Raw genomic sequence first — 19,481 nt, 5'->3', positions numbered from 1 at the left:
GGCGATGATGCGCGCGGCGCTGGCGCTGGCGCGCCGATCGCTCGGGCGCACCTGGCCCAATCCAGCCGTCGGCTGCGTGATCGTGCGCGACGGACTCGTTATCGCGCGTGGCCGCACGCGCGATGGCGGCCGGCCCCATGCGGAAGCCGATGCGATCGCCGAAGCTGCCCGTGATGGCCAGTCGCTGAAGGGCGCCACCGCCTACGTCACGCTGGAGCCTTGCTCGCATCATGGCCGCACGCCGCCCTGCGCCGATGCACTGGTGGCATCGGGTGTCTCCCGGGTCGTATCGGCGCTCGAGGATCCAGATCCGCGGGTGAAGGGGCAGGGGCATGCGCGTCTGAAGGCGGCCGGCATTGCGGTCGAAGTCGGCGATGGGGTTGCGGAGGCGGCAGAGATCAACGCCGGTTTCCTGCTGCGCGTTCGCGAAGGACGGCCGCTCTTCCATCTCAAGATGGCGGGCTCGCTCGACGGGCGCATTGCGACCGCCTCGGGCGAGAGCAAGTGGATCACCGGCCCGGCGGCACGGCAGGATGGCCATCGCCTGCGCGCCATTCATGACGCGATCCTGATCGGCGCGGCGACGGCCGCCGCCGACGATCCCGATCTCACCTGTCGGCTGCCGGGGCTCGCCGTGCACTCGCCGGTGCGCATCGTGCTCGATTCGCAGGCGCGTCTGTCGACCGTGTCGAAGCTTGCGACTTCGGCACGCGTGACGCCGGTGTGGCTGGTGTGTACGAAGGCGGCGCCGGCCGAGCGGCGGGACGCACTCGCAGCCCTCGGCGTAGAGATCGTCGAAGTCGAGGGCGGCCCGGACGGGCGCATCGACGTTACGGCGGCCGCGCAGGCGCTTGGTACGCGCGGGCTGACACGGGTCCTCGTCGAAGGCGGCGGGCAGGTGGCCGCGTCCTTCCTGAAAGCGGGTCAGATCGACGGCATTTCGAGCTACCGGGCTGGCCTAATTCTGGGCGGCGACAGCCGCTCTGCGGTCGGCGGACTGGAATTTGCACGGCTCGGTTCCGCGCCCCGGTTCCGGCTGGTTTCGGCGCGGCAACTGCAAGGCGACACGCTGGAAACCTGGCGACGGGAGGCCTAAGTAGCGACCATGTTTACAGGCATCGTCTCCGACATCGGCGAAATCGTCTCGGTCGACCCGGGCGGCAAGGCCGGCGACCGCCGTTTCGTCATCGCCACCAAGCATGACATGACGCCGATCGCCATCGGCGCGTCGATCGCCTGCTCGGGCTGCTGCCTCACCGTGGTCGAGAAGAGTGCCGGCCGGTTCGCGGTCGAGGTCTCGGCGGAGAGTCTCGACAAGACGCACCTCGCCGACTGGACGGTCGGCAGCCGCCTCAACCTCGAATTGTCGCTGAAGCTCGGCGACGAGCTGGGCGGCCATCTCGTCTATGGCCATGTCGATGGCGTCGGAAAGATCGCCTCCATGACGCCAGAAGGCGGCAGCGTGCGCTTCGTGTTCGAAGCGCCGCCCGAACTGGCGCGCTTCGTCGCCGCCAAGGGCTCGGTCGCGATCGACGGCATTTCGCTCACGGTCAATGAAGTGGACGGCAATCGCTTTGGCGTGAATGTGATTTCACACACCCAGGCGGTTACCACTCTGGGACAGGCAAAGGTCGGCCAGAGGGTCAACCTTGAGGTGGATATGCTCGCGCGTTACGTTGCGCGACTGTTGGAGCATCAGAAATCATGAGTGCGCTCGAAAAGGACGCTTGGCGGATCACCTTCAGCGAGGTGAAGGCCGCCGCCGAGGACATCATCGAGGAAGCCCGCAAGGGCCGGATGTTCATCCTCGTCGACGACGAGGACCGCGAGAACGAGGGCGACCTGGTGATCCCGGCCCAGTGGGCGACGCCCGAGGCCATCAACTTCATGGCCAAGCATGCGCGCGGCCTGATCTGCCTGGCGCTCACCCGCGAGCGGGTCGAGCAGCTCGGCCTGCCGCTGATGTCGCAGAACAACCGCACGCGTCACTCGACGGCCTTCACCGTTTCGATCGAAGCGCGCGAAGGCGTGACGACCGGCATCTCCGCCGCCGACCGCGCGCGCACCGTCTCCGTGGCGATCGACCCGTCGTGCGGACCGCATGACATTGTGACGCCGGGACACGTCTTCCCGCTGGTCGCGCGCGACGGCGGCACGCTGGAGCGTACTGGGCACACCGAAGCCGCGGTGGATCTCGCGCGCCTGGCGGGTCTCAACCCGGCCGGCGTGATCTGCGAGATCATGAACGACGATGGCACGATGGCCCGTCGCAACGACCTCATCACCTTCGCTCAGCGCCATGCGCTCAAGATCGGCACCATCGCCGACCTGATCGCCTATCGCCGCCGCTACGATTCGATCGTGAAGCGCATCAGCGAGACCAAGCTCGACAGCACCTGGGGCGGCGACTTCCGGTGCGTCGTCTACGTGAACAAGGTGACGATGGCGCAGCACGTCGCGCTGGTGAAGGGCGATCCGGCGACGGGTGGTCCGGTCATGGTGCGCATGCACGCCGTCAATCTCTTCACCGATACGCTGGGCCAGCGCAGCGGCGGCCGCGGTGGCGAGATCGAAGCTTCCATGCGCGAGATCGCCAATGAAGGACGGGGCGTGATCGTGCTGATCCGCGAGCCGCTCACCGTCGTTCTGGCCGAGCAGCGCCGCCGTGCCGGCGAACAGATCGAGCCCGCCGGGCAGGAGCTGCGCGACTACGGCGTCGGCGCCCAGATCCTGATCGACCTCGGCGTGAAGGAAATGGTGCTGCTCAGCAACTCGCAGAAGAGCGTGGTCGGTCTCGAGGGCTTCGGCCTCAAGATCGTGGCCCAGAAGCCGGTTCCCGGCCGCGCGACGAAGGTCTGATCATGTCGACACGGACGGAAAACCCGACGGCCCGCCCGGCTGTCGCTGGCGTCAAGGGCGCGCGCATCCTGATCGTCGAGTCGCGCTACTACGCCGACATCGCCGACGCGCTGATCAAGGGCGCCGAGGCCGAGATCACCAAGAACGGTGCAAAGGCGGAGCGCGTCGTCGTTCCGGGCGCTTTCGAGATCCCGGGCGCGATTGCGATGGCGGCAGAGAAGAAGGGCAAGCGTTACGACGGCTACGTGGCTCTGGGCTGCGTGATCCGCGGCGAGACCACCCATTACGACTATGTCTGCGGCGAGAGCGCGCGCGGCCTGATGGATCTCGCGGTCCAGAAGAAGCTCGCGATCGGCTACGGCATCGTCACGGTCGAGAACGTCGAACAGGCGCGGGCGCGCGCCTTCACCGATCGCGGCGACAAGGGTGGCGACGCCGCCCATGCCTGTCTCGCCATGGTGGCTCTCGGCCGTCGCTGGAAGAAATCGTGAGCGACGCCAAGCCGGCCGGGCCCAGCCGTCGCCAGGCCGCGCGGCTGGCGGCAGTGCAGGCGCTCTATCAGTGGCAGGAGGGCCAGGACGCCCCGGCCGATATCATCGAGCAGTTCCTGAAAGTGCGCACGGGCGAGGCGGGCGAGGGCGGCATGCGCCGCGACGCCGACAAGCCGCTGTTCAAGGACGTCGTCGAGGGCACGACGACCAACCGGGATGCGCTCGAGGCGATCGTGACGGCTTCGCTGGCGCAGGACTGGACCTGGGCGCGTGTCGATCGTCTGGTGCGGGCCATCCTGCTGGCCGGAGCCTACGAGCTCGTGCACCGGGGTGACGTGCCGTTGCGCGTCGTCATCAACGAGTATGTCGAGATCGCCCACGCCTTCTACGACAAGGGCGAGCCGAGCTTCATCAACTCCGTCCTCGACCGCGTGGCACGTCAGGCGCGGCCGGCCGACCAGAAGTAGCCCGTCATGGCGCGGCCGAAGCGGGTCGGCGAGTTCGAACTGATCGCCCGCTACTTCGCGCCGCTCGCCCGCAGCTTCAAGGGCGCGGGCGGCCTCCAGAGCGACAACGCCTTCCTGCCGGCCGATCCGCGCCGCGACCTCGTCGTGAAGACGGACACGATCGTCGCGGGCGTTCATTTCCTGGCCGACGAGCTGCCGCAGCGGATCGCTGCCAAGGCGCTGCGCGTCTGTCTCTCCGATCTCGCGGCCGGCGGCGCTACGCCGTTCGTCTACCAGCTCTCGCTCGCCTTGCCGTCGAACTGGACGGAAGCCTGGCTTACTTCGTTCGCGAAAGGGCTCGCCGCCGATCAGCGCCGGTACGGCATCGTCCTGTGCGGCGGCGACACAGTGGTGACGCCAGGACCCCTCACCGTGACGATTACCGCCTTCGGTCGTGTCGCACGCGGCAAGGGCATCGGCCGTGGCGGTGCACGGGCTGGGGACGAACTTTGGGTCAGCGGCACGATCGGTGACGGCGCGCTTGGACTGATGGTGGCGCGAGGTGGATTGGTGGACCTGACGGCACGCCAGCGCGCGTTCCTGGAAGACCGCTATCGCCTGCCGCGGCCGCGCAGTTCCCTTGGACAAAGACTGGCGGGCATCGCGTCCGCGACGGCCGACGTTTCCGACGGGTTGTTGGCCGACGCCGGTCATATCGGGCAGGCATCGGGCCTGGCGGTGAGCGTCGAACGCGATGACGTGCCTCTGTCGCCGGCCGGCCGGGCGGCAGTGATGGCCGATCCGAGACTGTGGGCGAACGTGCTGGGCGGCGGCGACGATTACGAACTGGTGATTGCAGTGTCGACGCGCCGGAGCGCGGCGCTGCAGGCCGCGGCACGTACCGCTGGCGTGCGGGTCGTACGCATCGGTCGCTTTGCCCGCGGCGAGGGCGTCACGTTGACCGCAGGCGGCGAGCCCGTCGCAGCCCCGCGAAAGGGCTACGTGCACTTCTAGCGAAGCGCACCTTCTCATAGCTGCACTGCGCGGCACCCTATGGCGCGGGCAGGGGGCACGACTAGAGTGCCGCCCCAATGGACGGTTCGATCAAGGTACAGGAAACGCCCGCCTCTTCCGACGGCCGCATGCCGCGTCGGTCGATGCGCAACATCGCCTTGCTGGCGATGTGCCAGGCCCTCACGCAGAGCAGCAACACGCTGATGTTCGCCTCGTCGGCGCTGGCGGTGCTGACGATCGTGTCGCCGGACATGCGCATGTGGGCCAACCTGCCGGTCACCATGCAGCATCTCGGCGTCATGCTGTCGGTGTTCCCGGCTTCGCTGCTGATGATGCGGCGCGGCCGCAAGTTCGGTTTCCGCAGCGGCTCGCTGATGGGCATGATCGGCTCGTCGCTGGCCGCGATCGGTCTCGGGCTCGGCAGTTTCCCGGTGATGTGCATCGGCGGCCTGTTCCTGGGCTACGGCATCGCCAACATGCAGCTCTATCGCTTCGCCGCCGTCGAACTGGCGCCCGCCCAGTATCGCGCGCAGGCGATCTCCTACGTCACGGCGGGCGGCGTGCTGGCCGGTATTGTCGGGCCGACCCTGGCGCGCTTCACCCCCGATCTCTGGCTGCCGCTTTTTCAGGCGAGCTTCGTTTCGGTCATTTTCATCCACGCCCTTGTCTTCGTGGTGCTGGGCTTCATCGAGTTCCCGCAGGTCAGGGCGGAGGAAGCGGCCGGACCGCAGCGCCCCCTGTTCGAGATCGTGACCCAGCCGGCCTACATGGTGGCCTGTGCCGGTGCGATGATCGCCTTCGGCGTCATGTCCTTCGTGATGGCGGCTTCGCCGCTGGCCATCGTGCAGTGCGGCCTCAAGGCGACCGAAGCCCCGGTGACGATCTTCGTTCACGTCATGGGCATGTTCATCCCGTCCTTCTTTACCGGCCACCTGATCGCGCGCTTCGGCATCTTCAACATCATGACAGCCGGCATCGTGTTGCTGGTGGCGGGGGTGGCGGTGGCCCTGATGGGCGTCACCGAATGGCATTTCCGCGGCGCCCTCAGCCTGAACGGCATCGGCTGGAACTTCCTGTTCGTCGGCGCCACCACCTTGTTGACCACTACCTACCGGCCGGCGGAGCGGGGCAAGGCCCAGGCTTTCAACGACTTCATGGTGTTCGGTGTCACCACCGTCTCCAGCCTGATGGCCAGCGTCGTGCTGGAACTTAAGGGCTGGGCAGCGCTGAACTACGTGGCTCTCGCCCTGGTGCTCGTCGCCCTGGCCGTCGTCAGCATCTTCCGGCTGCGGAATCCCTCGCGCGCCTGAGGCCAAGCCCTTGAGGAGTCGGGGCTTTTCCCTCGTCTCCGGTTGCGCGCCCCCGGCCCATCTGTCATTTTCCGCGCGCCTCGCGCCGGGGGGAGTTCTCGTACTTCAGGCTGCGATGCGCGAAAAAGCGCTGAAAAAACAATAGGTTAGGAAATATGTCCACCATTCTTTGGGGCGTCATCGGCTGCGGCTTGATTGCCGTGCTGTATGGCGTCATTACCGCATCGCGGGTCATGGCGGCCGACGCCGGCACGCCGCGCATGCAAGAAATTGCGCAAGCCATCCAGGAAGGTGCGGCTGCCTACCTGCGCCGCCAGTACACCACCATCGGCATCGTGGGCGTCGTCGTCCTCGTTCTCCTCGCCATCCTGCTCGGCAAGTTCGCCGCCATCGGCTTCCTGATCGGCGCCGTCCTGTCGGGAGCCACCGGCTTCATCGGCATGAACGTCTCGGTCCGCGCCAACGTGCGCACCGCGGTGGCTGCCCAGAAGAGCCTGGCCTCGGGTCTCGACCTCGCCTTCAAGGCCGGCGCGGTGACCGGCATGCTGGTGGCCGGCCTCGCCCTGATCGGCGTCGGCGGCTACTACGCGGTCCTGCTCAACATGGGCATCCCCGGCGGCAGCCGTACGATGATCGATGCGCTCGTCTCGCTCGGCTTCGGCGCCTCGCTGATCTCGATCTTCGCCCGTCTCGGCGGCGGCATCTTCACCAAGGGTGCGGACGTCGGCGGCGACATGGTCGGCAAGGTAGAGGCGGGAATTCCCGAAGATGACCCCCGTAACCCGGCCACCATTGCCGACAACGTGGGCGACAATGTCGGCGACTGCGCCGGCATGGCCGCCGACCTGTTCGAGACCTATGCGGTGACGACCGTCGCCACGATGGTCCTGGCCTCGATCTTCTTCGCGGCCGATCCGATGCTCGTTGCGAAGCTGATGGCCTATCCGCTGGTCATCGGCGGCGCCTGCATCATCACCTCGATCATCGGCACCTACTTCGTCCGCCTCGGCTCGGACGGCAACATCATGTGGGCGATGTACAAGGGCGTGATCGTGGCCGCCGTGCTGTCGGTCCCGGCGATCTACTTCGCCACAGATCGCCTGGTCGGCATGGGCACGGTGATGACGGTGGGCGATCGCTCGTTCACCGGCATGTCGCTGTTCTGGTGCTCGCTGGTCGGTCTGGCCATCACCGGCCTGATCGTCTGGGTCACCGAATACTACACCGGCACCGACTATCGCCCGGTGAAGGCCGTGGCGCAGGCCTCGGTCACCGGCCACGGCACCAACGTCATCGCCGGTCTCGCGATGTCGATGGAAGCCACGGCCGGTCCGGCGCTGCTGATCTGCGCCGGCATCGTGACCTGCTACATCCTGGCCGGCCTGTTCGGCATCGCCATCGCCACGACGGCCATGCTGGCGCTCGCGGGCATGATCGTCGCCCTCGATGCCTACGGCCCGGTCACCGACAATGCCGGTGGCATTGCCGAAATGGCCGGTCTGCCGAAGGAAGTGCGCAAGAACACCGACGCGCTCGACGCGGTCGGCAACACCACCAAGGCCGTCACCAAGGGCTACGCCATCGCCTCGGCCGGCCTCGGTGCGCTGGTGCTATTCGCGGCCTACACCTCGGACCTCGACTACTTCATCGCGCAGGGCAAGCTGGGCGTTAAGTCGGTCGATTTCTCGCTGAAGAACCCGTACGTCGTGGTCGGCCTGCTGGTCGGTGGCCTGCTGCCGTACCTGTTCGGCGGCATGTCGATGCTGGCCGTCGGCCGCGCCGCCCAGTCGGTGGTCGAGGAAGTCCGCCGGCAGTTCAAGGAAAAGCCCGGCATCATGGCGGGCACGGATCGGCCGGATTACGGCCGCGCCGTCGACATGCTCACCAAGTCGGCGATCAAGGAGATGATGATCCCGTCGCTGCTGCCGGTGCTGTCGCCGATCGTACTGTTCTTCGTGATCGCGGCCATCGCCGGACGCTCCGATGCCTTCGCGGCGGTCGGCGCCATGCTGCTCGGCGTGATCGTCACCGGCATCTTCGTCGCCATCTCGATGACGGCGGGCGGCGGTGCCTGGGACAACGCCAAGAAGTACATCGAGGAAGGCCATTTCGGTGGCAAGGGATCCGACGCCCACAAGGCGGCGGTGACCGGTGACACCGTCGGCGACCCGTACAAGGACACGTCGGGCCCCGCGGTCAATCCGATGATCAAGATCGCCAACATCGTGGCGCTCCTGCTCCTCGCCGTCCTGGCGCACTGAGCGGGATCACACCTCAAACGGAAAAGCCCCGGTCGAAAGACCGGGGCTTTTTCTTTGGCGGGACTGTCCGCGAAAGGTTCGCGGAGGGCGGCGGCAGCCGTTGCGTCAGATGCCGCTGCCGCTGGTCGGGGCGCCCGGATTGCTTTCCTGCTTCGGCCCGCTGAAGCGGCCGACATTGCCCAGGACCTGCTCGAGGATCGTGAGCTCCTTGCCCGAGGTCGGAGTGATGCGCGCGACCATCTGGATGTCCTGCGCGTCCTTCAGATCGTAGTTCTTGATGGCCTCGATGCGGCCCGAGTCGTTGAACGTCACCTGCATCACCTTCTGGTCGGTGATCCGGGGCTTCGTGTAGGCCCAGTAAACCTGAGTCTCGCTGATGTAGTACCAGACGTTAGGATTGAAGGTGGCGACGGCCGAGGGCGATCCGATCAGTCGGACCACGTCCTCTCGGCTCTGCGCGCCGACTTCGAGCTTCTCGACCGAACCGGGAGTGGCGGTGAAGCCGCGTTGATCGACGGTATTGTCGCAGCCACCCAGCAGGGCGGCGGCGGAAACGGCAAGGACGCCAACAAGGGCGAGCGGGGCGGTGCGACGCATGGACTGCTTCTTGGCTTTGCGGGAAGAGGGGCTGCAAGATGTCGCGATGAGGGGGCCGGGTCAACCGGTTGCCCGTGATCAGTTGGGGAGGGGAGTTGTCTGTGTTCCGCCGTCGCAAGCCCGAGGACGATTTCGCCGCCGCCATCTACAAGAGCGTGGGCGAGCAGGCGCGCGCGCCCGAGCTGTTCGAGGCGTGCGGGATCCCCGACACGCTGGATGGCCGCTTCGATGCGCTGGCGCTTCATGCCGCGCTGATGATCGACCGGCTGCGGCGTGAGCCGGATGGCGAGGCCTTGGCGCAGGCCTTCTTCGACGCCATGTTCCGTCATCTCGATCTCGCGCTGCGCGAGATCGGCATCCAGGACCTGGGCGTGGGCCGCCGCATCAAGATCATGGCGGAGGGGCTGCACGGGCGAGGGCTGGCCTATCGCGAGGCGCTGAACGACGGCCCGACGCCCCTTGGCGAGGTCTTGCGGCGCAACGCCTATGGCGGTAGGTCGCCGGAGGACCCACAGTCGGTCGTTCGCCTCGAAGCCCATGTCCGGGATTATGTGCGCAAGCTCGGCGCAACGGCCCGCAACGACTTGATAAAGTGAATTAAGAAAATGTCACAAGATACTGATAATACGATAAAATCAGAGATTGAAAGGATGGTCGACCTCGAAAAGCTGGGCAACAACGGCACAGCCCTCGAGATTTCCACGACCGAGGCCGAGCGTGCTGCGCTGGCGAAGCGGTTCGGCTTCCTGGGCCTGCCGGCCTTCTCCGCGCGCGTGACGGTGGATCGTAAGCCGGGCGGGCAGGTGGTGGTCGAGGGCCGTCTCAAGGGCCGGATCGTCCAGGCCTGCATCCTGAGCCTCGATCCAGTGACCCAGGATCTGGACGATGCCTTCCGGCTGGTCTTTGCCGAAAACGTCGACGAGGACAAGGATCCCGAGAGCGGCGAGGCACTGCTGAACGCCCAGGGCGACGCACCGGAGCCCCTGACCGGGAATATGCTCGATGTCGGCGAAATCGCCGCCGAGCAGTTGTCGCTGACGGCGGACCCTTATCCGCGGCGTCCGGGGATAAAGCTGGAGGACGTGCTTCCGAAGCCCAAGGGCGGCGCCCGCCGCGCTGCGCCGGAGCAGCGCCGTCATCCGTTCGCCGGTCTGGCGGCCCTGAGGGACAAGCCCCGGGGTGGTCGCTAAACTGTTGCGGCGGTGAAACGATTTGGCTAGAGAATGCCGCCCGCCGCGCCTATAGAGCGCGGCTGCAGCTTTTTTGGGGGCATGCCCTGCTTGCGAAAGCGGGTGCGGCCCTCGTCCTGGAGATCGTCATGGCAGTTCCCAAGAAAAAGGTATCGAAGTCCCGCCGCAACATGCGTCGCTCGCATCACGCGCTGCCGACCATGGCATTCATGGAATGCAAGAACTGTGGCGAGCTTAAGCGCCCGCACATGGTTTGCTCGCATTGCGGCTACTACCGCGAGGACATGCCCGTCCTGGCCGACGCCGCGTCGGCCGAGAAGTAGTCCGTAGCACGCCGCCGGCAATGCGCTGGCATTCGACAGGCGGAGCGTGACGGTGAGTACGGGCAAGATCGTACTCGCCCTCGACGGCATGGGCGGCGATCACGCTCCCGATGTCATCGTGAATGGCGCCGATATCGCCCGCGAGCGCTATCCCGGAACGTCCTTCCTGTTGTTTGGCGACGAGGCGCGCCTGAAGGCCCTTGTCGACAAGCGCAAGGGTCTCGCGCAGGTGCTCGAGATCGTGCCGTCGGAAGACGCGGTGTTGGCCGAGGACAAGCCGTCCTTCGCGCTGCGCCGTCGCCGCAAGTCGAGCATGTGGATGGCCGTCGAGGCGGCGGCCCAGGGCCGTGCCGACACGGTCGTGTCGGCCGGTAACACCGGCGCGCTCCTCGCCATTTCCATGGTCGCGATGCGCATGCTCGAAGGCGCGCATCGTCCGGCGCTGGCTTCGTTCCTGCCGACTTCGCGCGGCGAGAGCGTGATGCTCGATCTCGGCGCGAACATCGAATGCGATGCCGACAATCTCGTCCAGTTCGCCGTTATGGGCAGCGTCTTCGCCCAGATCCTGCTCGGCCTCGACAAGCCGAAGGTCGGCCTGCTGAACGTCGGCTCTGAAGAGCTGAAGGGCCACGAAGAGCTGCGCCAGGCCGCTGCCTGGCTGCGCCGCGAGGGGTCGCCTGTCTCCTTTCACGGCTTCGTCGAAGGCAATGACATCGGCGCCGGCGTGACCGACGTCATCGTCACCGACGGCTTCACCGGCAACGTCGCCCTGAAGGCGATCGAAGGCACGGCCAAACTCTACACCCAGTTCGTCCGCGACGCGTTCCGGACCTCGACGTTTGCCAAGCTCGGTTATCTGTTCGCCTCGGGCGCCTGGTCGAAGCTGCGCCTGCGCGTCGACCCGCGCCGTTACAATGGCGGCGTGTTCCTGGGACTGGACGGCGTCTGCGTGAAGAGCCACGGCGGCACGGACGCGCTGGGCTTCGCCTATGCGATCGGCGTGGCCGTCGATCTCGTCCGTTACGAATATAAGAGCAAGCTGGTAGAAGGCCTGGCGCGGCTGCACGAGATCACCTCGGCGGCTGAAGCATCGGCTGCGTCCCTGCAGGCCACTGGAGGAACTGCGTGATCCGTTCTGTCGTCCAGGGCTGTGGTTCGTATCTGCCGGAACGTCTGGTCACCAACGAAGAGCTGTCGAAAACCGTCGACACCACCGACGAGTGGATCCAGCAGCGCACTGGCATCCGCCAGCGCCACATCGCAGCGGACGGCGAATTCACCTCGCATCTCGCGCTCAAGGCGTCGCAACGCGCGCTGGATCACGCCGGCCTCAAGGCCTCTGATCTCGATTTGATCGTGCTGGCGACGGCGACACCCGACCAGACATTCCCGGCCACGGCGACCAAGGTGCAGGCCGAGCTCGGCATGACCCGGGGCGCTGCGTTCGATGTCCAGGCGGTGTGCGCCGGCTTCGTCTATGGCGTTTCGGTCGCCGACAGCCTGATCAAGAACGGTCTCGCCTCGACGGCGCTGGTGATCGGCGCGGAGACCTTCTCGCGCATCCTCGACTGGGACGATCGCGGCACCTGCGTGCTGTTCGGCGATGGCGCCGGCGCGATCGTGCTCAAGGGCGAGCAGGGGGCCGGCACTTCGGCCGATCGCGGCATCCTCGCCAACGCGCTGCACTCCGACGGCCGCCAGCACGACATCCTCTATGTCGACGGTGGACCTTCCTCGACCAAGACGACCGGTTTCCTCCGCATGGAAGGCAAGGAAGTCTTCAAGCACGCGGTGGTGAACATGGCCGCCGTCGTGGGCGAGGTGCTGGAGAAGGCGGGCCTCGAGGCCAAGGACATCGACTGGTTGGTCCCGCACCAGGCCAACAAGCGCATCATCGATGGCACCGGCCGCAAGCTCGGCCTGCCGCCCGAGCGGGTCGTGGTGACGGTCGACAAGCATGCCAACACCTCCGCCGCATCCATCCCGCTGGCGCTCGACGTTGCGGTCAAGGATGGCCGCATCAAGAAGGGCGACCTGCTGCTGATGGAGGGTATCGGTGGCGGTCTGTCGTGGGGCGCAAGCCTCGTTCGCTGGTAATGCGCGAATTTTCCGTAACGGAACGTGAACAGACGCCGATTCAAGTCCAGCCGCTATCCCACTGATATTGACCGCTTTCCCACCTTAGAGTAAGGATTAAGTGGGGGAAGAAGGGGTACCGGAGTGGACGGCCGGACTATCACGCGTGCCGATCTGAGCGAGTCAGTGTTCCAGGAAGTGGGCCTGTCTCGCAATGAATCCAGCGATCTTGTCGAGACGATCCTCGGCGAGGTGGTGGAGGCGTTGGCGCGCGGCGAATCGGTGAAGATCTCCTCGTTTGGGAGTTTCACGGTTCGCGACAAGGGGCAAAGGGTCGGCCGTAATCCGAAAACCGGGCAGGAGGTTCCCATCCTGCCGCGGCGAGTCCTCGTCTTTCGAGCGTCGAATGTCCTGAAGTCACTGATCAACGGGGCGCCCGACGAGAACAAGGGCTGATGGGGACACGAGGGGTAAGACATGGCCGTTTCGGTTCAGACCGTCGAAAGACGGGTTGAGAAATCGGCGCAGGCTTTTCGAACGATCAGCGAGGTCGCGACCGAGCTCGACGTGCCGCAGCATGTGCTGCGGTTCTGGGAAAGCAAGTTCACCCAGGTCCGTCCGCTGAAGCGGGGCGGTGGGCGTCGCTATTACCGGCCGGAGGATATCGACCTCCTGCGCCGCATCCGGACGCTGCTCTACGATGACGGCTACACGATCAAGGGCGTGCAGCGCCTCCTGAAGGAAGGCCGCGGCCGCCTGCCGGCGCAGCGCCTTGACCTCGCCGCGGAAAGCGCGCTGGAGAGCCTGCGCATCGTGTCGGCGCGCGCCGAGGCGATGGCCAGCGGCAACCGCCAGCCGCTGCCGCGCACCGGCCCGCAGCCCTCGACCACCACGCCGCGCGCGGCGGTTCTCGACCTCCACAAGCGCCGTGAGATCGAGTCGGTGCTGGAAGACCTCGAGCAGGCGCTGACGCAGCTGCGCAGCACGCTGAAGGCGCACAACTAGGGGCTTCGGCCCGGAAAGCCGCCGGGGGGCGGCTTTCAAGGGCTTGCAGGTCCGGCGCCGCAGAGCCACCAGATCGGGTGGCTTCTGTAAGAAAGTGTATCAAGTCTCTGATTTAATTTGGTTTTTTGCCGGGCTGGCGTATCGTGCCCGGTGAGGGGTCTTCAACGGTATCGTCAAAGGGGGACGTGACCGTGCTGGTTAATCGCGATTTTGCGCGTCATCACGCGCGTTCATTTGATTTATCTTCTTTAAATGACAATGGGTTAGAGGTCGTTCTTCCCACGATCTCCGAACTGCTCTACTTGCGCCGCGGACTGACGCAGCCGGGCGGCAAGCTGCCTCTGTTCGATCTTGACGGGCAGGATGTCGATATTGACATTGTAAAGCAGTGCCTCAGCCGGGGCTGGGCGCAGCCGTGGTTCAAGAATCCGCTGAAGCCGGATTGGCTTGTCTGCAAACTCACGGAGCTGGGGCGGCAGGTCGCCTCCCAGTCGTAACGATCCACGTCACGGCCGCCGCTGCGGCGAGCAGCCCACCTGCCAGCAGGAACGCGGCGCCCGGCAGTGTGTCGATGGTCGATGCAAACAGGACGGCAAAGATGCCCGGCGCGACCAGGCCGGCGATGCTGCGCGACGCCGAGTTCGCGCCCTGGAGCTGGCCCTGTTCGGAAGCGCTGACCCGCCGGGTCATCATGTCCTGCACGGCGGGACCGGCCATGCCCCAGAACGCCATCACCGGTACGCCCGCCCAGAACCACGGACCCGTCTCGGCCAGGCCATAGATCGACATGCCCAGGGCGCCGGCCAGCAGGCCGAGGAGCACGGCGAGTCGCGATCCCAGTCGCTTCACGATCGGTCCGATCATCAGCCCCTGCACGATGGCGGTACAGATGCCGACGAAGGCGAGCGTGAGGCCGACCGTCATCTCGCCCCAACCGTAGCGATAGCCGGCATAGAGGACGAACACGGCCGGCAGCACCTGGTGGGCGAAGTTGCCCAGGAAATCGACCGCCGCGAGGCCAAGAAGCTGCCGGTGTGAGGATAGAAGTTTCAGGGATCCGACCGGGTTGGCGCGCTTCCAGGCGAAGGCCATGCGCTTTTCCGGCGGGAGCGATTCGGGGAGCACGAACCAGCCGAACGCCGCGTTGGCGAGGCAGGCCGCCGCCGACACCCAGAACGGCAGGCGCGGATCGACGCCGCCCAGCAACCCGCCGATCGCCGGACCGACGACGAAGCCCAGCCCGAAGGCCATGCCGACCAGGCCGAAGGCCTTGGCCCGTTCCTCGGGTTTCGTCACGTCGGCGATGTAGGCGAAGGAGGTGCCGATCGTCGCCGAGGTGACGCCGGAGACCACGCGGCCGATCAGCAAGAGAAGGAGTGACGGCGCCAGCGCCATGAAGATGTAGTCGAGACCGAGACCCAGGCAGGAGATCAGGATGACCGGCCGGCGGCCATAACGGTCCGACAGCGCGCCCAGCAGGGGCGAGCACAGGAACTGCATCAAGGCCCAGACCGTCGCGAACACGCCGAACATCTCGGCGGCGCCGGCGGTGTCGCCGCCCATGAAGCCCAGCACGATCTTCGGCAGGACCGGGATCATGACACCGAGCGCCAGCACGTCGAGCGCCACGGTGCAGAAGATGAAGGCGAGGGCACGGCGTGTGTTCATTGGATTCGGTTTAGCGGTTCATCCGTCACGAACCGACATCAAAGTGAAGACGGAAGAACGCGCCTGTGTCGCCGGCTATGCATCTATGCACAAAGACAGTGTGTTATTTAAAATTGCAGCATCGAAGCAGTATGTTGCGAGTGTATTTCGGGGGAGTAGCTTCATGTCGTTCAAGTCCATGGTGTCGATCGGGCTCGTCAGCGCGCTTGCGCTGATGGCGGCGGTCGTTCCGGCCGGTGCGCAGACCGCCGGCGCCAAGAAGCAGGTGAAGGTCGCGGCGGTCGACTTCGTTCCCGCCTGGGGCGATCTCGACGGCAATGTCTCGCGTCTCGCGAAGGCGGCGGAAGAGGTGGCGAAGCAGGGCGTCGAGTATGCGGTGTTCCCGGAGACGGCGGTCAGCGGTTACCTGTTCACCGGCCCGCAGCAGCTCGCGCCTTTCGTCGACACGATCCCGGGCAAGGCGACGGCCGCCGTGCTGCCGATCCTTCAGCGCACCGGCATGCACATGAGCGTCGGCATTGCCGAGCGCGATGCGGCGACCGGCCTCGTCTACAACACCGCCGTGCTGATGGGACCGAATGGCATCATCGGCAAGTATCGCAAGAACGGCCTGAACCCGCAGGACCAGAAGGTGTTCGCGCCGGGCACCACGGGTGTCGAGGTGTTCGACACGCCGCTCGGCCGCATCGCGCTGCTGATCTGCTACGACGACACCTACTGGCAGTATGCCCGCCTCGCGGCGCTGCGCGGTGCGCAGATCATCGGCTGGCATTCGGTGTCCGATCGCGTGATGCCCGGCACGCCGCCGGCCGAGGCGACCGGCAACCACTCCACGGTTTCCAGCGTCCAGTACATGAGCGCGCAGAACGGCGTCTGGGTCGTTGGCGCCACGCGCACCGGCGTCGAAACCAATCCGATCACCGGCGGCAAGCTCTACTACAATGGCGGCTCGAGCATCTGGTCGCCCAAGGGCGAGAAGCTGGTGCAGGCGCCGGTGGTGCCGCCGGAAAACCTGCCGCCGGGCCTTGCTGGCGTCTACGCGACCACGATCACGCCGGCCGACGCTGACACCGAGCGCAACTCGGTGCTGGCGCGCCGCCGCCCCGATCTCTACTCGCCGCTGCTCGCGCTGCATCGCAGCCCGACCGATGGCAACGCCACCGTGACGCCGCGCTCGGTCTCGCTCGCGGCGGCGCAGTGGCCCGAAGGACCCTCGCTGCTCTCGCAGGCGCGCCCCGGCGCGGGCGAACTCCTGGTATTGCCCGCACTGTCGGGTCTCGCCTCGGGCATCGCGGCGGCCGAGATCAAGAACCGCGCGGAAGTGCGCGGTGGCGATTTCGAGAAGGCGCTGGGCGCGGCCGCCAAGGCCGGCGCTGGCTACGTGGTCGGCAGCTATCCCGAGCGCGACGGCGACAAGGTCTATCATACCGTCGTGCTGGCCGGCCCAGAGGGCACCGTGCTTGGCCGCTATCGCGCGACGCATCTCTCGGCCGCGACGGCGGCTTGGGCGAGTGCCGGTGACACGCCGGTCGTGATCGACACGCCGCTCGGCCGCGTGGGCCTCGCTCTCGCCGAGGAACTGCCCGTGCCGGAACTGGGCGGTCTCTATGGTGTTCTGCGGGCCGACATCCTGGCGGCACCCGCGGGACGCCCCGAAGCGCTCAAGGTGCAGATCGACGCCAAGCTGTTCGCCGTGAGCAATCCGCCCACGGGCCGCGCAGATTATTTTCCCTACGCGTCGGCCAAGCAAAACCAGCTCTGGGTGGTGAGCGGCGGACGTCGCGCCGGCGACATGACGGCGGCGGCGATCTACGGGCCGGAACCGATCGTCGAGACGCCGACCCTCACCGCTCAAGCGGGCGAGGATGCCGTGCGCTACCGGACCCGCGTGCCGGCGCCGGGCACCTGGATCAACCAGCAGCAGCTCATTGGTGGCCTGGTGCCGCTCTACTTCATCCCGATCGTGATGAAGGACGACAGCGACTGCGTGAAGGAGTGGCGGACGAAGGGCACCGGCCCGCTCGCCTGCCGCTGAATGCCGACGACAAGATCGTCGGTCATGCAAGCCGTTTCCCGCGTGGGGAAACGGGTGGGGCTCAAAAGCCCGATATTTCAAAGGATTAATTGGTCGGGGCGACAGGATTTGAACCTGCGACCCCCAGTCCCCCAGACTGATGCGCTACCAGGCTGCGCTACGCCCCGACCGGTGCCGCCGGCCGGTCCGGCCCGCGGCACGGGGGCTTTAGCGCGAATGGCAGCGTTGCCGCAAGCTGCGCTTGCGCTGTTCCGGGTGACAAAGGATACAGGCGCCATGATCGATTCCGGCAACCGCGTCCTGCTCTTTTCCTCCATCGGCCACGCGCTGATGCACATGATGACGGCGTTCTACGCCGTGATCGTGCTCACCCTGGCGGTTTCCTGGAACCTGCCGGCCGAGGATCTGCTGCGTCTCTATGCGCCGGCCACCATCCTGCTCGGCATCGTGTCGCTGCCCGCGGGCTGGGCCTCGGACAAGTTCGGCGCACCGGCCATGATGGTCGTGATGTTCCTCGGGCTCGGCCTGTCGTCGATCGCCTGCGGCCTCGTGCCGACCGGTGATACGCTGGCGCTGTCGCTCACCCTGTGCGGCATCGGTGCGTTCGGCGCCTTCTATCATTCGGTCGGCATCGGCTGGGTGATCCGCACGGCCAGGGAGCAGGGGCATGCGATGGGTGTGAACGGGCTGTGGGGCAGCGCCGGCCTCGCGCTCTACGGCATTGTACCTGGCGTGCTGATCTCTCTGGCCTCATGGCGCGCGGCGTTCATCGTGCCCGGCATCGTCTGCCTCATCGTCGGCGTCGTCCTCTGGGTGCAGATCCGTCAGGGCAAGGTGGGCGACCGGCCGATGCCGCAGACCGCCGGCACACAAGTCGGCCGCCGCGACTTCTGGCGCGTCTTCTCCGTGCTCTCCGTCACCATGGCACTGGAAGGCGTCATCTGGCAGGCGGTGATGTTCGGCGCGGCGATGGTGTTCGAGGTGAAGCTCGCGCCCGAGATTTCGGCGCTGCGCGACGGGCTCGCCTCATGGGGCGTCGCCACCCAGATCGTGCTGTGGGTCGGTCTCGCCACGTCGATGATCTACGTCGTCTCCGGTGTCGCGCAGTACGCGATGGGCCGGCGCATCATCGACCGCTATCCGCTGAAGGCGACCTATGTCGCGGCCTCGGCGCTGCAGGTGATCGCCATGCTGGCGTTGGCCATGGGCAACGGCTACGTCGCGCTGCTGGGCGCCATCGGCTCGGCAGTGCTGAGCTCGGCTGCGGGCCCGATCGAGAACATCCTGATCGCGCGCTACACGCCCAGCCGCTATCACGGGCTGGGCTTCGGCGCGAAGTTCGTCGTGGCGTTCGGCGCGGGGCCGCTGGCGATCCTGCTGATCGCCTGGGTGCGCGAGACGACGGGAAGCCTCGAACTGCTGTTCCTCGGCCTTGCCGCCGTCTCGGTCGTGATCACCCTGGTGGCGCTGCTGCTGCCCGGCAACGAACGCGATGTCTCGTTGCCGGCGCCGCAGGTCGCGCCCGCGGAGTAGCGGCTACTTGGCGCCGCGTGCCGCCTTGTAGGTCGGACGCGACAGGCAGCGGTCGAGCCAGGCGCTGACGTTCGGGAACGGGGTGAAGTCGACCTTGATCGGCTTGGCCCAGCTCATGATCGAGGCCAGGTTGAGGTCGGCCACCGTGAAGGTCGAGCCCAGCAGATAGTCACGGCCCTCGAGGGCACCGTTCAGCACCGCGAGCGGCTTGGGCAGTGCCTTCTGCGCCTCGGCGACGGCTTCCGGCTTGCGCTTGTCCGGTGCGGTCATGAACATGTCGATCAGGATCGTGAGCAGCGACTTCTCGAGCTCGGTCATGCCCCAGAAGCTCCACTGGTTGCACAGCGCGCGATCTTCGGCGCTCGCCGGCATGAAGCCGTCCTTGCCGTGCTTTTCCGCGAGATAGAGGTTGATCGACATCGACTCGAACAGCTTGAAGTCGCCGTCGACCAGTGCCGGCACCTTGCCGTTCGGATTGACCTTGAGATAGTCAGGATTCTTGAGATCCTTCATCTCGACGGCGATGTGCTCGTACGGAATGCCGAGTTCATGCGCGATCCAGAGGGCGCGCGCGGCGCGCGAGGCCGTCGGCCCGTAAATCTTGATGGTCACGTTACAGTCTCTCCCCAAACCCGATACAGGCAGCGACGATAATGCAGCGCATCGCGGCGGT

General features: G+C 66.4%; 21 protein-coding genes and 1 tRNA gene. 18 read left to right on the top strand and 4 right to left on the bottom strand.

Going from position 1 to position 19,481, the window contains the following annotated elements; genetic code table 11:
• Nucleotides 1–4: 4 nt before the first annotated feature.
• The 8 genes from ribD (at nucleotide 5) to AC1RP5_RS12590 (ending at nucleotide 8,381) form a co-directional block, all read left to right on the top strand.
• The gene (gene ribD / locus AC1RP5_RS12625; RefSeq protein WP_493110986.1) at nucleotides 5–1,096 is read left to right on the top strand and encodes a bifunctional diaminohydroxyphosphoribosylaminopyrimidine deaminase/5-amino-6-(5-phosphoribosylamino)uracil reductase RibD; all 1,092 of its coding nucleotides are present in this window, start codon (nucleotides 5–7) and stop codon (nucleotides 1,094–1,096) included.
• A 9-nt stretch (nucleotides 1,097–1,105) separates the two neighbouring features.
• Nucleotides 1,106–1,708, top strand: a complete 603-nt coding sequence (locus AC1RP5_RS12620; protein ID WP_493110985.1) for a riboflavin synthase — start codon at nucleotides 1,106–1,108, stop codon at nucleotides 1,706–1,708.
• A complete protein-coding gene (ribB, locus tag AC1RP5_RS12615) occupies nucleotides 1,705–2,859 on the top strand; it encodes a 3,4-dihydroxy-2-butanone-4-phosphate synthase (protein WP_493110984.1) in 1,155 nt (384 codons plus the stop codon). Before AC1RP5_RS12620 ends, ribB begins: the two co-directional genes overlap by 4 nt.
• A complete protein-coding gene (locus tag AC1RP5_RS12610) occupies nucleotides 2,859–3,350 on the top strand; it encodes a 6,7-dimethyl-8-ribityllumazine synthase (RefSeq protein ID WP_493113356.1) in 492 nt (163 codons plus the stop codon). The genes ribB and AC1RP5_RS12610 overlap by 1 nt, the downstream gene beginning before the upstream one ends.
• Nucleotides 3,347–3,817 carry a transcription antitermination factor NusB gene (nusB, locus tag AC1RP5_RS12605; RefSeq protein ID WP_493110983.1) on the top strand — a complete coding sequence of 157 codons (471 nt, stop codon included), beginning with the start codon at nucleotides 3,347–3,349 and terminating at the stop codon, nucleotides 3,815–3,817. Before AC1RP5_RS12610 ends, nusB begins: the two co-directional genes overlap by 4 nt.
• A 6-nt stretch (nucleotides 3,818–3,823) precedes the next feature.
• On the top strand, nucleotides 3,824–4,810 hold the full coding sequence (gene thiL / locus AC1RP5_RS12600) for a thiamine-phosphate kinase (RefSeq protein ID WP_493110982.1): 987 nt from the start codon (nucleotides 3,824–3,826) through the stop codon (nucleotides 4,808–4,810).
• 77 nt (nucleotides 4,811–4,887) lie between these two features.
• Complete coding sequence (locus tag AC1RP5_RS12595) at nucleotides 4,888–6,120, top strand: MFS transporter (protein ID WP_493110981.1); 1,233 nt, start codon at nucleotides 4,888–4,890, stop codon at nucleotides 6,118–6,120.
• Nucleotides 6,121–6,275: 155 nt separating this feature from the next.
• The gene (locus AC1RP5_RS12590; protein ID WP_493110980.1) at nucleotides 6,276–8,381 is read left to right on the top strand and encodes a sodium-translocating pyrophosphatase; all 2,106 of its coding nucleotides are present in this window, start codon (nucleotides 6,276–6,278) and stop codon (nucleotides 8,379–8,381) included.
• 105 nt (nucleotides 8,382–8,486) lie between these two features.
• Here AC1RP5_RS12590 and AC1RP5_RS12585 read toward each other — a convergent pair whose 3' ends face one another.
• Nucleotides 8,487–8,978 carry an outer membrane protein assembly factor BamE gene (locus tag AC1RP5_RS12585; protein ID WP_493110979.1) on the bottom strand — a complete coding sequence of 164 codons (492 nt, stop codon included), beginning with the start codon at nucleotides 8,976–8,978 and terminating at the stop codon, nucleotides 8,487–8,489.
• Between the two features lie 101 nt (nucleotides 8,979–9,079).
• Here AC1RP5_RS12585 and AC1RP5_RS12580 point away from each other — a divergent pair, with 101 nt between their 5' ends.
• The 8 genes from AC1RP5_RS12580 to AC1RP5_RS12545 all read left to right on the top strand — a co-directional run bounded on the left by AC1RP5_RS12580 (nucleotide 9,080) and on the right by AC1RP5_RS12545 (nucleotide 14,069).
• On the top strand, nucleotides 9,080–9,574 hold the full coding sequence (locus tag AC1RP5_RS12580; RefSeq protein WP_493110978.1) for a ubiquinol-cytochrome C chaperone family protein: 495 nt from the start codon (nucleotides 9,080–9,082) through the stop codon (nucleotides 9,572–9,574).
• A gap of 54 nt (nucleotides 9,575–9,628) precedes the next feature.
• Nucleotides 9,629–10,168 (top strand): YceD family protein, encoded by a 540-nt coding sequence (locus AC1RP5_RS12575; RefSeq protein ID WP_493110977.1) that lies wholly within the window; start codon nucleotides 9,629–9,631, stop codon nucleotides 10,166–10,168.
• 128 nt (nucleotides 10,169–10,296) lie between these two features.
• Complete coding sequence (rpmF, locus tag AC1RP5_RS12570) at nucleotides 10,297–10,491, top strand: 50S ribosomal protein L32 (protein WP_295136305.1); 195 nt, start codon at nucleotides 10,297–10,299, stop codon at nucleotides 10,489–10,491.
• Nucleotides 10,492–10,543: 52 nt separating this feature from the next.
• Nucleotides 10,544–11,620 carry a phosphate acyltransferase PlsX gene (plsX, locus tag AC1RP5_RS12565; RefSeq protein WP_493110976.1) on the top strand — a complete coding sequence of 359 codons (1,077 nt, stop codon included), beginning with the start codon at nucleotides 10,544–10,546 and terminating at the stop codon, nucleotides 11,618–11,620.
• Nucleotides 11,617–12,588 carry a beta-ketoacyl-ACP synthase III gene (locus tag AC1RP5_RS12560; RefSeq protein ID WP_493110975.1) on the top strand — a complete coding sequence of 324 codons (972 nt, stop codon included), beginning with the start codon at nucleotides 11,617–11,619 and terminating at the stop codon, nucleotides 12,586–12,588. Before plsX ends, AC1RP5_RS12560 begins: the two co-directional genes overlap by 4 nt.
• Before the next feature lie 123 nt (nucleotides 12,589–12,711).
• Entirely contained in the window at nucleotides 12,712–13,023 is a 312-nt protein-coding gene (locus AC1RP5_RS12555; RefSeq protein WP_493110974.1) for an integration host factor subunit alpha, read from the top strand.
• Between the two features lie 21 nt (nucleotides 13,024–13,044).
• On the top strand, nucleotides 13,045–13,572 hold the full coding sequence (locus tag AC1RP5_RS12550) for a MerR family transcriptional regulator (protein ID WP_493110973.1): 528 nt from the start codon (nucleotides 13,045–13,047) through the stop codon (nucleotides 13,570–13,572).
• Between the two features lie 185 nt (nucleotides 13,573–13,757).
• Nucleotides 13,758–14,069: a hypothetical protein gene (locus AC1RP5_RS12545; protein WP_493110972.1), complete on the top strand. Its 312-nt coding sequence runs from the start codon at nucleotides 13,758–13,760 to the stop codon at nucleotides 14,067–14,069.
• On the opposite strand, the gene AC1RP5_RS12540 is transcribed toward AC1RP5_RS12545, so the two are convergent.
• Nucleotides 14,032–15,240 (bottom strand): TCR/Tet family MFS transporter, encoded by a 1,209-nt coding sequence (locus AC1RP5_RS12540; RefSeq protein WP_493110971.1) that lies wholly within the window; start codon nucleotides 15,238–15,240, stop codon nucleotides 14,032–14,034. The two genes, AC1RP5_RS12545 and AC1RP5_RS12540, sit on opposite strands and share 38 nt — an antisense overlap.
• Before the next feature lie 163 nt (nucleotides 15,241–15,403).
• Between AC1RP5_RS12540 and AC1RP5_RS12535 the strand changes: the two genes are divergently transcribed.
• A complete protein-coding gene (locus AC1RP5_RS12535) occupies nucleotides 15,404–17,275 on the top strand; it encodes a nitrilase-related carbon-nitrogen hydrolase (protein WP_493110970.1) in 1,872 nt (623 codons plus the stop codon).
• Nucleotides 17,276–17,365: 90 nt separating this feature from the next.
• Here the strand turns inward: AC1RP5_RS12535 and AC1RP5_RS12530 are convergent.
• Nucleotides 17,366–17,442 (bottom strand) — tRNA-Pro (locus AC1RP5_RS12530).
• A 109-nt stretch (nucleotides 17,443–17,551) separates the two neighbouring features.
• Here AC1RP5_RS12530 and AC1RP5_RS12525 point away from each other — a divergent pair.
• A complete protein-coding gene (locus AC1RP5_RS12525) occupies nucleotides 17,552–18,808 on the top strand; it encodes an MFS transporter (RefSeq protein WP_493110969.1) in 1,257 nt (418 codons plus the stop codon).
• Nucleotides 18,809–18,811: 3 nt separating this feature from the next.
• Here AC1RP5_RS12525 and AC1RP5_RS12520 read toward each other — a convergent pair whose 3' ends face one another.
• The gene (locus AC1RP5_RS12520; RefSeq protein ID WP_493110968.1) at nucleotides 18,812–19,420 is read right to left on the bottom strand and encodes a glutathione S-transferase family protein; all 609 of its coding nucleotides are present in this window, start codon (nucleotides 19,418–19,420) and stop codon (nucleotides 18,812–18,814) included.
• Nucleotides 19,421–19,481 lie beyond the last annotated feature (61 nt).

It is taken from the genome of Reyranella sp. GW821-FHT12G01, assembly GCF_058806575.1.
The sequence above is the reverse complement of the archived record's forward strand: the minus strand, read 5'-3'. Positions and strand labels throughout refer to the sequence as shown.

What these genes read in the sequence shown, in the direction of transcription:
- thiL (WP_493110982.1), top strand. Translation starts at nt 3,824, where the DNA reads ATGGCGCGGCCGAAGCGGGTCGGCGAGTTCGAACTGATCGCCCGCTAC.
- AC1RP5_RS12590 (WP_493110980.1), top strand. Translation starts at nt 6,276, where the DNA reads ATGTCCACCATTCTTTGGGGCGTCATCGGCTGCGGCTTGATTGCCGTG.
- AC1RP5_RS12550 (WP_493110973.1), top strand. Translation starts at nt 13,045, where the DNA reads ATGGCCGTTTCGGTTCAGACCGTCGAAAGACGGGTTGAGAAATCGGCG.
- AC1RP5_RS12620 (WP_493110985.1), top strand. Translation starts at nt 1,106, where the DNA reads ATGTTTACAGGCATCGTCTCCGACATCGGCGAAATCGTCTCGGTCGAC.
- rpmF (WP_295136305.1), top strand. Translation starts at nt 10,297, where the DNA reads ATGGCAGTTCCCAAGAAAAAGGTATCGAAGTCCCGCCGCAACATGCGT.
- AC1RP5_RS12595 (WP_493110981.1), top strand. Translation starts at nt 4,888, where the DNA reads ATGGACGGTTCGATCAAGGTACAGGAAACGCCCGCCTCTTCCGACGGC.
- AC1RP5_RS12535 (WP_493110970.1), top strand. Translation starts at nt 15,404, where the DNA reads ATGTCGTTCAAGTCCATGGTGTCGATCGGGCTCGTCAGCGCGCTTGCG.
- AC1RP5_RS12585 (WP_493110979.1), bottom strand. Translation starts at nt 8,978, where the DNA reads ATGCGTCGCACCGCCCCGCTCGCCCTTGTTGGCGTCCTTGCCGTTTCC.
- ribD (WP_493110986.1), top strand. Translation starts at nt 5, where the DNA reads ATGATGCGCGCGGCGCTGGCGCTGGCGCGCCGATCGCTCGGGCGCACC.
- AC1RP5_RS12540 (WP_493110971.1), bottom strand. Translation starts at nt 15,240, where the DNA reads ATGAACACACGCCGTGCCCTCGCCTTCATCTTCTGCACCGTGGCGCTC.
- AC1RP5_RS12525 (WP_493110969.1), top strand. Translation starts at nt 17,552, where the DNA reads ATGATCGATTCCGGCAACCGCGTCCTGCTCTTTTCCTCCATCGGCCAC.
- ribB (WP_493110984.1), top strand. Translation starts at nt 1,705, where the DNA reads ATGAGTGCGCTCGAAAAGGACGCTTGGCGGATCACCTTCAGCGAGGTG.
- AC1RP5_RS12575 (WP_493110977.1), top strand. Translation starts at nt 9,629, where the DNA reads ATGGTCGACCTCGAAAAGCTGGGCAACAACGGCACAGCCCTCGAGATT.